This is a genomic window from Amylibacter sp. IMCC11727 (assembly GCF_029854195.1).
In the GTDB taxonomy this organism is placed as follows: domain Bacteria; phylum Pseudomonadota; class Alphaproteobacteria; order Rhodobacterales; family Rhodobacteraceae; genus Amylibacter.
In genome coordinates this window covers 560,418-574,375 of the sequence record NZ_CP122960.1, presented here as the reverse complement: position 1 = coordinate 574,375, position 13,958 = coordinate 560,418, and the positions used below count along the sequence as shown (strand labels likewise).

Here is a 13,958-nt window from a genome sequence, read left to right as displayed (position 1 = left end):
CCGCGTCAGGGTCGCTTGCTTCTGGGTCTGAGTCTTAATCGCCACAGATCGGCGGTAAAATCACACAATCTCTGCGCGGATCAGGCTCGATGCGGATGTCCGAATGGCCTGCCGCGCCTCGATGAATTCAATACCTAACACTTCGGCAGCGGCGGAATTGTCCAAAGGCACTTCATGCCCAAGGGATGGCAAAATGCTCTTAATCGTTTTGTCGAACATCCCCATGATCCGCATCAGCCAATCAGGCGCGACGCGCATCGGAATTTTCCGATCAGGATACTCCGCCTTTAACACCAATGCGATGTCGCGCATCCACATAAACCGTTCAGACCCGATATACCGATTGCCTGCACTTTCGGGCCGCTGCAACGCACGCACATGCATCTGCGCCACATCGCGCACATCCACCAAAGCCATGCCCAGATTGGGTACCATCGGATCTTTGCCAGACAACAGACGCGCAATCACCTTCAACGATGTGCCAATTGTTTCATCCAGCGGCGGCCCTAACACCAGCGAAGGGCAAATCGTCGTCAGTTTCAACTCAGGATGCTCGCGCACGTAATTCCACGCCGCTTTTTCCGCCAGTGTTTTGGATTTGGAATAAGCCGTGGCCATGGGCGAATTGTTTTCAGACCAATCGGTTTCATCATACCGATTACGCCCTGCCGCCAACCGTTTGTTGTAAATCGACACCACAGATGATGTCAGAATAATACGCTCAACACCCGCCGCTTGGGCTGCGCGCAACGCACGCAACGTGCCATCCACCGCAGGCTTGATCACATCGTCTTCATTGTCGGGCTGTTCCATGGGAAAGGGTGATGCGGTGTGCATCAACGCTTGGCAATTTTCCAACGCCTCGGACCATCCATCATCAGACATCAGATCAAGTTGGCAAAATGTCAGCCGTTTTTCCAAATTGCGCGTGTCTTTGGCATGCTGAACCATTGCATCCATAATTTCAGGGGTCCGATCCAAAGACCGCACAGACGCCCGCACCTCAAAGCCGTCATTCAACAACTGCAAAATGATATGCTTGGCGATAAACCCAGACCCGCCTGTAACCAGAATTTTCTTTCGACGCGACATACGCCCCCCAAAACACACGCGATAAGTGTGCGGCCAGAATGACGGAATTGCATAGGCAAGACAACCGACCCACGTGTTGAACCAAACGTAAATTCAAAATTCATTTTGGGATGGTTGCCGATTTGTCAAACCTGCCACGAAAAAACCCCGCACAAAACTGCGCGGGGTTCTTGAAATTTCGATGCCCGGATTAACGGGCGAAAATCAACTTACTCGTTGATTTTGGACACAACACCGGAGCCCACTGTGCGGCCGCCTTCGCGGATCGCAAAGCGCAGGCCTTGTTCCATCGCGATTGGGGCGATCAGCTCAACGTTGAACTTCAGGTTATCGCCCGGCATCACCATTTCTGTGCCAGATGGCAGCTCAACTGTGCCTGTCACGTCCGTTGTACGGAAGTAGAACTGTGGACGGTAGTTCGCAAAGAACGGCGTGTGACGGCCACCCTCTTCTTTGGTCAAGATGTAAACCTCAGCTTCGAACTTTGTGTGTGGGTTCACAGAACCCGGCGCACACAATACCTGACCACGCTCAACCGCATCACGGTCAACACCACGCAGCAACGCGCCGATGTTGTCGCCTGCTTCACCGCGATCCAGCAGCTTGCGGAACATTTCAACACCCGTACATGTGGTTGTTGTCGTGTCTTTGATACCAACGATCTCGATGCTGTCGCCAACGTTGATCGCGCCACGCTCTACACGGCCTGTTACAACTGTACCACGGCCAGAGATTGAGAACACGTCCTCGATTGGCATCAGGAACGGCTGGTCAACCGCACGGGCGGGTGTCGGGATGTACTCATCCACAGCCGCCATCAGCTCAGCGATCTTGTCTTTACCAATGTTGTCGTCGCGGTCTTCCAAAGCAGCCAGAGCAGAGCCCGCGATGATTGGGATATCATCACCTGGGTAATCGTACTCGGACAACAGCTCACGGATCTCCATTTCAACGAGTTCCAGCAGCTCTTCGTCGTCCACTTGGTCCACTTTGTTCATGAACACAACCATGTGCGGGATGCCAACCTGGCGACCCAGCAAGATGTGCTCGCGTGTTTGTGGCATAGGGCCATCAGCCGCGTTCACAACCAAGATCGCGCCGTCCATCTGCGCCGCACCCGTGATCATGTTTTTCACATAGTCAGCGTGGCCTGGGCAATCAACGTGGGCGTAGTGACGACCTTCAGTCTCATACTCAACGTGCGCTGTGGAAATGGTGATCCCACGGGCTTTTTCTTCTGGCGCGCCGTCGATCTCGTCGTAGGCTTTAAACTCATTCGAAAACTGCTTTGTAATCGCAGCTGTCAACGTTGTCTTACCGTGGTCAACGTGGCCAATCGTGCCGATGTTTACGTGCGGCTTATTACGTTCAAACTTCTCTTTTGCCATATCGCTGGCCTCCGTTATCTTTGGCGCGGTGTTACGCCGTGTTGCTTGGCCCGATCTATGGGCCGACAGCGGTGCATCTGCACCCCTATAATAGATGCGTGCCACGTAATGCGCCTTGGCTTAAAAATCAACCAGTATTATTGGGCTTTGGGGCAGTTTGTCTCGAAAATCTGCGCCTCAGGCGCAAAATGCCAAAACTCGTGTCTGTAACTGGTTAAACCAACAAATCCACCTATAGTTAGTCCAAGACATTTATCGCGATTGGAAACAGAATGCCCGATGGACAGATGACACGCGAACAGCCGCCCAAGGTTGAATTGGTCACGCGGATCATGTCGATCTGGGAAACCCTGCAACTTGCGCGAAAAAACCTGATCGCGATCATCCCGCAAGTGGCCGTAAAGCAACCCATCGTCACGGGTAAAACGGGAATCATCCGTTGGCATATGGTCATGGACCCCACCGCCAACCGCCGCATTTTAAAAGACAAGCTCGACATCTATCCAAAATCCGATGTGACCAAAAACATCCTGCGCCCCGCCATTGGCGACAGCATGTTCATTGCCGAAGGGGCGCACTGGCGCTGGCAACGTCGCGCCGCTGCCCCTGTGTTTTCCCACCGCAACATCGCCGCTCTTGCCCCCATCATGTCCGCCCGTGCCCAAGCCGCAAGCGATCGTCTTGCCGCGGCGAATGGCGAAGCAGACGTTTTTGATGAAATGGTGCGCACCACATTCGAAGTCATCTCAGACGTAACCTTTTCAGGATCAGGCGCCATGGACCCTGATGCCGTCCACCGCGCCATTGATGCCTATATCGACCAAACTGCCCGCGTGTCGCTGTTTGACATTATGGGCGTGCCCACATGGGTGCCACGCCTATCCCGCCTATTCGGGCCAAACTCCCTCACCAAAATGAAAGAGATCGCAGATCAAAGCATCAACGCCCGCCGCGCCTCTGGCCCCAAGGACATCCCCGACCTGCTCGATCTGCTGATGGAAGGGGAAGACCCGAAATCGGGCCGTCAAATGAACCAATCCGAACTGCGCGATAACCTGTTGGCGTTTATCGTAGCAGGGCATGAAACCACCGCCCTGACCCTCGGCTGGGCTTTATACCTCTGTGCCTTTGACCCAAAGGTGCAGGAAAAACTCCGCGCTGAGTCTCAATCGGTTTTGAACGGGCGCACCGCCACATACGACGACGTGACGAAAATGCCCTACTGCGAACAGGTGATCAAAGAAACACTGCGCCTGTATCCCCCCGCTGCATTCCTGTCACGCACCGCCCAAGACGCAGACACATTGTGCGGTCGCAATATCAAACCCAAAGACACCGTTATGCTGCCGGTCTATGCACTGCACCGAAACGAATTGCTGTGGGACGACCCCGATACGTTCGATCCAGATCGCTTTGGCAAAGGCGCAGAGTATGACCGCTTCAGTTGGCTGCCCTTTGGCGATGGCCCCCGCGTCTGCATCGGCAGCCATTTTGCCATGATCGAAGCACAAATCATTCTCTCAACCCTGATCTCGCGCTTTAAATTTGAACGCATCCCAGGCAAAGATCCGAAACCCGTTCTGGTTGTCACACTCCGCCCCGAAGGCGGCGTTCCGCTAAAGGTGACGCCCGTTTAAACGCCCACACTGGTTTTTTACGCGATCTGCTGCACATGCAGCGGCTAAACCCGCCCATAAAACCCAAGGCGCTCTTCCTCGGAAAACATCACATCAGGGGTTTCGTAATACGAAAACACCGCGATCATACGGGGCGTATTCCCGATCACAGGGGTCACACGGTGGGCCGTGTTTTTACCCGCAAACACATTCAACGTCCCTGCGGACAGATCAATCTGTTTGGTCGGTTCCGCACCCCGCAGTAATCTGGCCACGCCGTCATAATTCGGATCATCATCACGGCGCAAATCGGAACAATACTCAAACGCGCCGCCCTGATCGGGCGCTTGCAATAACAATGTGGTTGTGAACTCGGATCGGTCAAAATGCCAATTCAACGCCTGCCCATCAGTATACGCCATCACATTCACACGCGCCAAGGGATCACCCATCGTGTGCAACACGGGCTTTTCCATGCAGGCCGCCAAAAACACGATGAACGGCTCCCATTCATATAACCGCATCAACGCCCCCTGCCCCAGTTGATCGGCACACAGCGTTCGGTTTGACGTTTCACGCATCACCAATGCAGGATGATCATCGTCCAGCTCTGGGATGGACTTCTTGAAATAAATATTGTGCTGCCGCACATGCGAAAAACTCTCGCTATCAAACTTTGGCATCAAATCTGCTGCGGTCTTTTCGGCAACCTCGCGGCGCAACAAACCATCAAGGTTGAACATGCCTTCTGCGGCCAAATCAGCGCGACATCGGGCAACCAAATCATGCCACGGGGCAGATCCAGTTTGATCAATCGGGAAACGGGACAGGTCTAGGATATCTTTCATCCCTCAAACCTGCGTCCAAGTTTCCCTGCCCGCTACCTTAAAAACGACAACCCTAGTCGCAGATTTTTTGCAACGCGCGCCATTCCAAAGGGGTCAAAACCGGCTCATATTCCGCATCCCCAATCACATCTGCGGCCACCGCAGCGGCGGCACGGCCGTCCAGATTGGGGTGCGATGCCAAATGGGACATCAACCCTTTCTGATCTCCGTGCTTGTCCTTCAAGGTTACGAAAAACTCTGCGAATGACGCGGCTGGCAATCCAGCATCCGCCAACAATTCATGGGCAAACTCATCTGCACCAGATTCCGCATCCTGTGCATATTGCGCCGAAATCAACCGTTCCGTCAGCGCCAGCGCCATAAACCCGCCCGCAAAATCGCCAAACACCATGCCCAAAATACCCACCGATCCTGCAGACCGCAGGGTCAAACGCATGGGATCACGGTTCACCACATGGCCCACTTCATGACCCAGCACACCTGCCACCTCTTCAGGGGATCGGGCCGCATCTAACAATCCTTCAAACAACACCACATTGCCCCCTGGCACGGCGAAAGCGTTGATCATCTTGTGTTTGTACACTTTGACCTGCAAATCATACGGGATCTCGGTGTCTCCCACGATCCGCCTTGTCATCTTTTGCAACGCGCGCAGCCCGTCAGGATTGCGACAGGTCAAATCTTTCTCTTCGCTGCCCCCCAGAAACGTATGAATTTGCGTCATCGCCGCTTGGCCAATGGCCGCCTCACGTTCCACAGGGATCATGGTAGCCAATTGGTTTGATAAGGCAGGCAAGATCACGAACATAATCAGCAAAACCGATGCCACGGCCCCCCCGGACCAAACCGCCAATTGCCGCAACTTGGATTTCTGCACCCGCACCTTGCCCAAATTCGGCGCAGCGGCACGCACAAATTCTGCGGCCTCGTCATGCACCAAAATCAACCGCGCGATACCCTCTTGCCCCAGCTTCAGAACAATACCTTCGCCCCGCGCCTGTTCGCGCACCTCGCGCAATTCGTCCAACGGCCAGATAATCTCGGCGGCATTCACCGGTTGGATCACCAGAACTTGGCTGCCATGCCGTTGATCGGCAAACACCCCAACAGGCAACTGCCGCGCGGATTTCCCATCGAAATACTTGCCCTCTGCGGGTGCGGATTGCAGCATCATACTCTCCTTAAATCGCGGCCCCAACATCGAGCGCATCAGCAAAGCCTTCGGCCTCAACCATTTCATCGCGCGAACGTTGCTGAATATCATCAAGCGCATCGGAATTCAGAATTTTGGTTTCCACCACATAGTGTTCCAAAACGGGCTGGCTGACAAAAATGATGCCAAACACACCATAACTCAGCAGCATCGCAATATAGCCGATCACAAACAAAGCCGCCCCGAAAAAAAACGCCACGCTCAGGTTGTTGGGATCAAACAACTGATCCCCCAGCGCCAACAGATCAAGCGTGGTCAAACCCATGAAATTCGACGCAACCAGCGAAAACGCAGAAAACACCAGACCCGCACAAGTAGACGCCAGCAACGCCCCCAAAACATAGGTCCAAAACACCTTGGCCGCGCGCGGGGCGGTGATAAATCCCACCCGATCACCCAACCGTTTCTGATCCCCAAGAATGCGAAAGCTCTCAACCCGATAATAGGCAAAAGCATAATAAAACCACGCCGCCCCGATAAAGGTAAAGAACAGCCACACAAATTGGTCTTGCAGCACCACCAACAGCCCAGGGCCCACAATCAATGCCGCCGCAATGAAATAGTGTTTCATGGCGGGATACAGGTTTGTCCACTTGCCCCCTTGAACGAACTTTGTGTTGCCATACCACGTGCGATCAATCTTATACTTTTCGAGCCAAAACGTCTGGCGCGGCAGCAACAATCCCAACGACAGAATGGTGATGATCGAATGCACTATCGCCCGCCACACATATCCCCATGCGGCCGCATCCACGCCAAACCGAACCCCGCGCCAACGGGTACGCGACAAGATATATCGCCGTGCGCGGTACTGCGCGTAAAAGATGAACGGGATCACCGCCAACAATGTGGCCTGCCCCAACAGAACTTGCATCGCGCGAGCCTCAGGGCCATCCCCACCTGACAAAACGGACATGCCCACAAACGACAACAACACTTGAAACAAGCCCAGATAAATTGCCAAAAACGCCACCGCAATCAAAAAGCCCAATAGCTTTTCCAACCCATTGCCTGTGTATTCCATCGGGTCCCCACCGGGCGCCGTGGCCGACCAGAAATATTTGCGAATGCGCGTCTTGGCCCAGAACCGATAAAATCCCAGCGTGACCAACGTCAGCAACGCCGTCTTCAACGCCAACCAAAACAGCGGCCCCTGCTCCCCCCGATACTCCAGCTCCATCGGCGGGCTCGATGGCGCTGCCACACGCGTATCTGATTGGCGCAATCGCGCAAACGGGTCGTTGGAAAAATCACTGCTCATGATCTGCCCTCAATATTATTCTTTTTTATTGGGCGCGATCATGCGCCCAAAGCTCTAAAATATCAAAACTTATTATCTCTGGGGAACCCACGCGGTGCCATACGCCCCGCACTGGCCCGTTTACCGGTCCATTCGTCCAGCTCTGTTTCTGTGCGCGTCCGCCCCGCTGGGTCCAACCAACTCAGTCCCTCGGCCCGCACAAATGTGGTGGCATCGTTCAACCCACCATCTTTGTATTTTTGCAGCCGAACGCCTTTGCCGCGTCCCATTTCAGGTAGTTCTTCGATTGGGAACACCAGCACTTTGCGGTTTTCACCCACACAGGCCACGTGATCCCCCGCAACTGGGGTGCAGATGGAGGCTTTCACATCCCCCTTCACGTTCAGCACCTGTTTGCCCGTTCGCGTCTGCGCAATCACGTCATCTTCAGCCACAACAAACCCATCACCAGCCGAGCTTGCAACCAGCAACTTGCGCCCTGGTTTGTGCAAGAACATCGCGACCATTTCCGCTTCATTGGGCAAATCGACGATCAGGCGCACAGGTTCCCCCATACCCCGCCCACCGGGCAATGTGGAACACCCAAGCGTGTAAAACCGCCCGTTTGCCCCCATCAACAACAGCTTATCCGTGGTCTCCGCATGGAAAATGAACCGTGGCCCATCTCCATCCTTGAACTTCAACTCTTGGCTCAGATCAATGTGCCCCTTCATGGCACGAATCCAGCCCATGGCCGAACACACAACCGTAATCGGCTCGCGCTCGATCATCGCCTCCAGCGGCACCTCTTCAAATTCGGGCGCTTCGGCCAATTCTGTGCGCCGCTCACCGCCGACGGATTTCTTACCAAATTTCGCGCGGGTTTCTTTCAACTCGCCGATGATGCGCTGCCACTGCAAATCTTCGGACCCCAGCAGCGTCTCCAATTCATCCAGCTCAGCCCACAGCGCATCCCGTTCATTGCGCAGCTCGACCTCTTCCAGCTTGCGCAAAGACCGCAATCGCATGTTCAAAATCGCTTCGGTTTGCACTTCGGTCAATTGCTCTGCACCCGCCGCAATTACATCAGACGGCGACCGATAATCCGCCTCCGATGTGGCTTTGGGATGATCCAGCGACCAATCCTCACGCAACAACGCCTCTTTGGGGTCTTCGTCGTAACGGATCACATCAATCACACGATCAAGGTTCAGGAACGCAAGGATAAAGCCCTCCAAAACCTCCAACCGTCGCTCGATCTTATCAACGCGATACTGCGAACGGCGCTGCAATACTTCACGGCGATGATCCACAAACGCTTTCAACACTTCACGCAACGAACACACCTTCGGCGTGCGCCCGTCAATCAACACGTTCATGTTCAAACTAAACCGCGTTTCCAGATCGGATTGACGGAACAGTGTTTCCATCAAAACCGTTGGATCAACCGTCTTGGCACGGGGTTCCAACACAAGGCGAATATCATCCGCACTTTCATCTCGCACATCCGCCAAAATCGGAATTTTCTTCGCATTGATTAGTTCGGCAATCTTTTCGATCAGCTTGGATTTGGCCACCTGATACGGAATTTCCGTAACCACAATCTGCCACTGCCCGCGGCCCAGCTCTTCCAATTCCCACTTGGCCCGCACCCGAAATGATCCACGCCCCGTGGAATAGGCCTGCAAGATATTTTCCTGCGGCTCCACCAAAATGCCACCGGTCGGGAAATCCGGCCCTGGCACAAACTGCATCAGCTTTTCGATTTTGGTGTTGGGGTTCTTCACTAGCTTAATCGCGGCAGAACACAACTCATCAATGTTGTGGGGCGGAATGTTCGTCGCCATCCCCACCGCAATCCCCGTGGACCCGTTTGCCAACAGGTTCGGAATGCTTGCGGGCAAAACCGCAGGCTCCGTCAAACGCCCGTCATAGTTATCGCGAAAATCGACCGAGTCTTCTTCCAAACCCTCCAGCATCGCTTCGGCAATGCCTGTCATGCGCGCTTCGGTATATCGTGCCGCCGCAGGGTTATCCCCGTCGATGTTGCCGAAATTCCCCTGCCCATCCACCATTGGATAGCGCACGTTGAAATCCTGCGCCAAACGCGCCATCGCATCGTAAATCGCCGCGTCCCCGTGGGGGTGGAAATCCCCCATCGTGTCGCCGCTGATTTTGGCGGATTTTAGGTACTTCCCGTTCGATGCCAGCTTCAGGCGGTTCATTGCATATAGAATCCGCCGATGCACGGGCTTCAACCCATCCCGCGCATCAGGCAAGGCACGGTGCATAATTGTGCTTAACGCATAGGTCAGATACCTATCGCCAATCGCACGGCGCAGGGTTTCAACAGTGGTCATGCCACCATCATCGCTCAAATTGGGGTCTTCTATCTGATCTGCCATAGATCGTGTGATAACCGAGCATATTAGGGCCGTCTAGGGCACAGTTGGATGCGGTAGAATTTTCTGCAAAAGAATCTCCCTCCCCCCATTGAACAACAGGATTCCATGCTTACCTACCCGTCAACTTGGGGGTTGGCGCAGATCATCGCGCCGCAAAATGTGGGGGGTCACATGTCACGTATTTTAAATTTCACTATCCTATTTCTGCTCGGTGGCATCATCTATGTCCAAACCGATGGGTTTGGCGCAAACGCAGGCTCATCTGTGGTGCGTTCCGAACCTGTTGCCGCAGCACAGGTTCAAACCGTTGCTGTCACACCAGCCGTTGCAAAGGTCCTCATTGACGATCCGCAACAACCCGTCAAAACCGCCCATATCAACGCCCTGACCAAGGCCGAGAAAGACGCGATCAAATCCCGTTTCACCGCGCAACGTTTGGCCGCCAGCACTCTGATCCGCACAGTAAAACTGACCAAAACACCGGTGATCGAGAAACCCGAAACCGCACGAATGATCGTCGCGGGCAAAATCGTGAACGCCCGCTCTGAACCCACAACGCAATCTCAAGTTCTGGCAAAACTGCGCCGTGGAACCGAAGTTGTCCCAACAGGCAACTCTGATGGGGACTGGGCCGAAGTGATTGTCGAAGAAACAGGCCAATCCGTTTGGATGCACTCTGATTTTCTAACCCAACAGTCCTAAAACGCAGACCTGTTAACAATCACCACGCGACTACGCACTTTTGGGGTGCTCAAACGCTGTAGCAAAATTCCGACTAAAATAATCGGAATTGACATACTGAGTAAAATACTCAACTAATTGGTCAACGCCAACACGAAGACCGACTCAAATGATTATTTGCAGCTGCGCCCACGTAACCGACCGCGACATCCACAACGCCATCGACTGGATGCGCGCCTCGGACGAGCACGTCGTCATCACCCCAGGACGCATTTATCGCGCCCTCGGCAAAAAGCCGACATGCGGCGGCTGCGTGAAACTTTTTGTTGCTAATATGCGGTCAAACCCTAGTCTTAGTGTTCCACGTGAATTGTGTAATTTACGCGCTGATCTCAATAAAACCGCGTGATTTTCGATTTAAATGCTAGCAAAAATAAGGAGCAAGCACCCATGAAGGGCGACGCAAAAGTCATTGAATATTTGAACAAGGCCCTTCGGTCTGAACTCACCGCCGTCAGCCAATATTGGCTGCATTACCGTCTTCAACAAGATTGGGGCTATGGTCGTCTGGCGAAGAAATCCCGCGAAGAATCCATCGAAGAAATGAACCACGCCGACACCCTGATTGATCGTATCATCTTTCTGGGGGGTCATCCAAACCTGCAACACCTCGATCCCCTGCGCATCGGTGAAAACGTGCGCGAATCTATGGAATGTGACTTGGCGGGGGAACACGATGCCCGCACCCTATACATCGAAGCCCGCAATCACTGCGACAAGGTTGGCGATTATGTGTCTAAAAACCTGTTTGAAAGCCTGATCACAGACGAAGAAGGCCATATCGACTTCCTCGAAACACAACTTGAACTGCATGATCGCATTGGCGAACAGAACTTTGGGCAATTGAACGCGCTGCCAGCAGACGAAGCAGAATAAGCAAAACACCCAATCAACACTTGCAAAACGCCGCGAATTGCTGTCCCTCAAGGGTCAATCAATTCGGGGCGTTTTCTTATGGCGAAATCTATTCTTTTGACGGGCTGTTCCACTGGCATCGGCTATGACGCAGCACACACACTGCAAAAACGCGGCTGGCGCGTGTTCGCCACCTGCCGCCAGCAAAAAGACTGCGACAGACTAACCGCCGAAGGCCTGACCAGTTTCGTGCTCGATTACGAAGACGAAGCCAGCATCAAAGCCGCTGTCAAAACCACCTTGGATGCCACGGGCGGCACGCTTGATGCCTTGTTCAACAACGGTGCTTACGCCATTCCTGGCCCCGTCGAAGACCTCAGCCGTGATGCCCTGCGCACGATTTTTGAAGCCAACTTTTTCGGCTACTTCGATCTGATCAACCAACTCATGCCCACATTCCGCGAACAGGGCCACGGCCGCATCGTGCAATGCTCTTCCCTGCTGGGCATGACCGCCCTGCGCTATCGTGGCTCTTACAACGCCACCAAATTCGCGCTCGAAGCCATGACAGATACCCTGCGTCTGGAACTACGTGGCACAGACATCAAACCAATCCTGATTGAACCCGGCCCCATCAAAACCGATTTCCGCAAAAACGCGATCATCCAGTTTGATAAATGGGTCGATTGGGAAAACTCCCTTTTGCGCGATCACTATGAATCGACCCTGCTTGATAAATTGAAAAAGGTCGGTACCAAAAAAGACCCCGGCGAACTCGGACCAGAGGCCGTGACCGCCGCCCTCATCAAAGCCATCGAATCCCCAAACCCAAACCCACGCTATTTCGTGACATGGCCAACGCGCCTCACCAGCACCCTGCGGCGGTTGTTGCCCACCCGCTGGTCTGACGCAATTTTTGTCCGTTTCTAAGAAAATGCTGGCCCTTTTTGACAACACACTTATGTCAGGGGAAACGAAAGGCGGTTCCTGATGAGCGCACTCTATTACCTAGTTATTTTCGCGATCCTTGCGGTTTTGGTCGTTCTTATGATCGGCCTTGGCGCATTTACAACGGGGGGCGAGTTCAACAAGAAATATGCCAATAAACTGATGCGCTATCGGATTATCGGCCAAGCCGTCGCCATTGCGTTGATCTTGATTTTTGTCGCTCTGCGCGGCGCAGGAGGATAACATGGTCGTACTCAACAAAATCTACACCCGCACAGGAGATGCTGGCGATACGGCTCTTGGCAATGGGGACCGCGTGGCAAAACACTCTGCCCGTGTGACAGCCTATGGCACAGTGGATGAAACCAACGCCACCGTTGGCATGGCCCGCCTGCACGCAAACGGCGATATGGCGGATGCACTGTCCCGCATTCAAAACGACCTGTTTGATCTGGGCGCTGATTTCTGCCGCCCCAATATGGAAGAGGACGCCAACGCCGAATACCCGCCCCTGCGTGTGAACGATGCTCAGGTAGAACGGCTCGAAAGCGAAATTGACGCCATGAACGCCGATCTTTCCCCCCTGCGCAGCTTTATTCTGCCAGGCGGCGCCCCACTCGCGGCACACCTTCACGTCTGCCGCACCGTATCACGCCGCGCCGAACGCCTCGCAGTGGAACTCTCCACCCTCGAATCCGTAAACCCCGCCGCCGTAAAATACCTCAACCGCCTGTCAGATTGGTTCTTCGTCGCAGGCCGCGTCGCCAACAACAACGGCGCAGACGATATCTTGTGGGTTCCAGGCGCGAACAGATGACGCCCGAACTTGCTCGAACAGTCGAGGCGGCTTACGTAGCGTTCAAATGTCTCCCGCCAGAAGACCTTGGCGTCTGCCATCGTTGCTGTATGGAAGAGTGGATTGAGGATGATTTTCTCAACCACAATCCCCGCGATCTTCGAGCAAACTACATATCTGACTGGTATTTCGCTGCAGTTACTGCGGCGGGTGGTGTTGTAGCGCATAAAGGTATTTCCGAGTTTGTAATGCCTCGGGTTTTGGAACTACTTGCCGAAGGCAAAGACCCAGCAACTGTCGGAGAAGAAGTCGTTTTGGAGCGATTGGGCGCAGGACTTACGGATCGTTGGTCCAAGACACAAAATGCTACTCTCGAAGATTTCAAATGCGCTTATCTTGATAGCTTAATCAACGACAAAGGGCGAATGCTGGACGATGTATTATGTATGTTTGTGAATGCAGGATTTGACCCAACATCTCTGACCGATAGACTTTTGGGCTGGAACCCACGAGATCTTATCGAGATACTCCACAAAGATTGGGTCAGATGGGGAAAACCTTCAATCTGGCGCACCGCGTTTTGGGATGAAAAAACCATGCAAGCGAAGCAGGTCATGGAGTGGTATCACAGCAACCAGCTTCGTAACCACATCACAGAATATGCCGCACAACATTCAGACGACGCTGAACTCTCGAGCAAAGCAAATGCGATCCTCCGATTGATCTAAGGTGAAACGCGCCACTGTCCCAACTTCGCCCCCCTGTGAACAGCCACGCCATCACCTTGCCCCACCTTCAGCGAATCCCAAAAACCAT

14 protein-coding genes are annotated in these 13,958 nt (G+C 53.8%); 8 read left to right on the top strand and 6 right to left on the bottom strand.

The annotated features are described in order from the left end of the window. Window positions 1-60: 60 nt before the first annotated feature. Window positions 61-1,092 carry an NAD-dependent epimerase/dehydratase family protein gene (locus QBD29_RS02960; protein ID WP_280099838.1) on the bottom strand — a complete coding sequence of 344 codons (1,032 nt, stop codon included), beginning with the start codon at window positions 1,090-1,092 and terminating at the stop codon, window positions 61-63. Between the two features lie 209 nt (window positions 1,093-1,301). Continuing rightward, entirely contained in the window at window positions 1,302-2,480 is a 1,179-nt protein-coding gene (gene tuf / locus QBD29_RS02955; RefSeq protein WP_280099878.1) for an elongation factor Tu, read from the bottom strand. 272 nt (window positions 2,481-2,752) lie between these two features. Between tuf and QBD29_RS02950 the strand changes: the two genes are divergently transcribed. Further along, window positions 2,753-4,117, top strand: coding sequence for a cytochrome P450 (locus tag QBD29_RS02950; RefSeq protein ID WP_280099837.1), 1,365 nt, complete (start codon window positions 2,753-2,755; stop codon window positions 4,115-4,117). A 44-nt stretch (window positions 4,118-4,161) separates the two neighbouring features. Here the strand turns inward: QBD29_RS02950 and QBD29_RS02945 are convergent, their stop codons facing one another. From QBD29_RS02945 to QBD29_RS02930, 4 genes are all read right to left on the bottom strand, one after another. Then, window positions 4,162-4,944 carry a 2OG-Fe(II) oxygenase gene (locus tag QBD29_RS02945; protein ID WP_280099836.1) on the bottom strand — a complete coding sequence of 261 codons (783 nt, stop codon included), beginning with the start codon at window positions 4,942-4,944 and terminating at the stop codon, window positions 4,162-4,164. Window positions 4,945-4,996: 52 nt separating this feature from the next. Next, entirely contained in the window at window positions 4,997-6,118 is a 1,122-nt protein-coding gene (locus QBD29_RS02940; protein WP_280099835.1) for a M48 family metallopeptidase, read from the bottom strand. Window positions 6,119-6,125: 7 nt separating this feature from the next. After that, the gene (locus QBD29_RS02935) at window positions 6,126-7,418 is read right to left on the bottom strand and encodes a DUF898 family protein (protein WP_280099834.1); all 1,293 of its coding nucleotides are present in this window, start codon (window positions 7,416-7,418) and stop codon (window positions 6,126-6,128) included. A gap of 62 nt (window positions 7,419-7,480) precedes the next feature. After that, the gene (locus QBD29_RS02930) at window positions 7,481-9,802 is read right to left on the bottom strand and encodes a DNA topoisomerase IV subunit A (protein ID WP_280099833.1); all 2,322 of its coding nucleotides are present in this window, start codon (window positions 9,800-9,802) and stop codon (window positions 7,481-7,483) included. Between the two features lie 171 nt (window positions 9,803-9,973). Here QBD29_RS02930 and QBD29_RS02925 point away from each other — a divergent pair, with 171 nt between their 5' ends. The 7 genes from QBD29_RS02925 (at window position 9,974) to QBD29_RS02895 (ending at window position 13,870) form a co-directional block, all read left to right on the top strand. Next, a complete protein-coding gene (locus QBD29_RS02925; RefSeq protein ID WP_280099832.1) occupies window positions 9,974-10,504 on the top strand; it encodes an SH3 domain-containing protein in 531 nt (176 codons plus the stop codon). A 148-nt stretch (window positions 10,505-10,652) separates the two neighbouring features. Further along, window positions 10,653-10,892 (top strand): (2Fe-2S)-binding protein, encoded by a 240-nt coding sequence (locus QBD29_RS02920; RefSeq protein ID WP_280099831.1) that lies wholly within the window; start codon window positions 10,653-10,655, stop codon window positions 10,890-10,892. A gap of 41 nt (window positions 10,893-10,933) precedes the next feature. Beyond that, window positions 10,934-11,419: a bacterioferritin gene (bfr, locus tag QBD29_RS02915; RefSeq protein WP_280099830.1), complete on the top strand. Its 486-nt coding sequence runs from the start codon at window positions 10,934-10,936 to the stop codon at window positions 11,417-11,419. 78 nt (window positions 11,420-11,497) lie between these two features. Then, window positions 11,498-12,328 carry an SDR family NAD(P)-dependent oxidoreductase gene (locus tag QBD29_RS02910; protein ID WP_280099829.1) on the top strand — a complete coding sequence of 277 codons (831 nt, stop codon included), beginning with the start codon at window positions 11,498-11,500 and terminating at the stop codon, window positions 12,326-12,328. Window positions 12,329-12,388: 60 nt separating this feature from the next. Next, on the top strand, window positions 12,389-12,589 hold the full coding sequence (locus QBD29_RS02905; RefSeq protein WP_280099828.1) for a twin transmembrane helix small protein: 201 nt from the start codon (window positions 12,389-12,391) through the stop codon (window positions 12,587-12,589). A 1-nt stretch (window position 12,590) separates the two neighbouring features. Then, window positions 12,591-13,163, top strand: coding sequence for a cob(I)yrinic acid a,c-diamide adenosyltransferase (locus QBD29_RS02900; protein ID WP_280099827.1), 573 nt, complete (start codon window positions 12,591-12,593; stop codon window positions 13,161-13,163). Then, window positions 13,160-13,870, top strand: coding sequence for a hypothetical protein (locus QBD29_RS02895; RefSeq protein WP_280099826.1), 711 nt, complete (start codon window positions 13,160-13,162; stop codon window positions 13,868-13,870). Before QBD29_RS02900 ends, QBD29_RS02895 begins: the two co-directional genes overlap by 4 nt. Window positions 13,871-13,958: the final 88 nt, after the last annotated feature.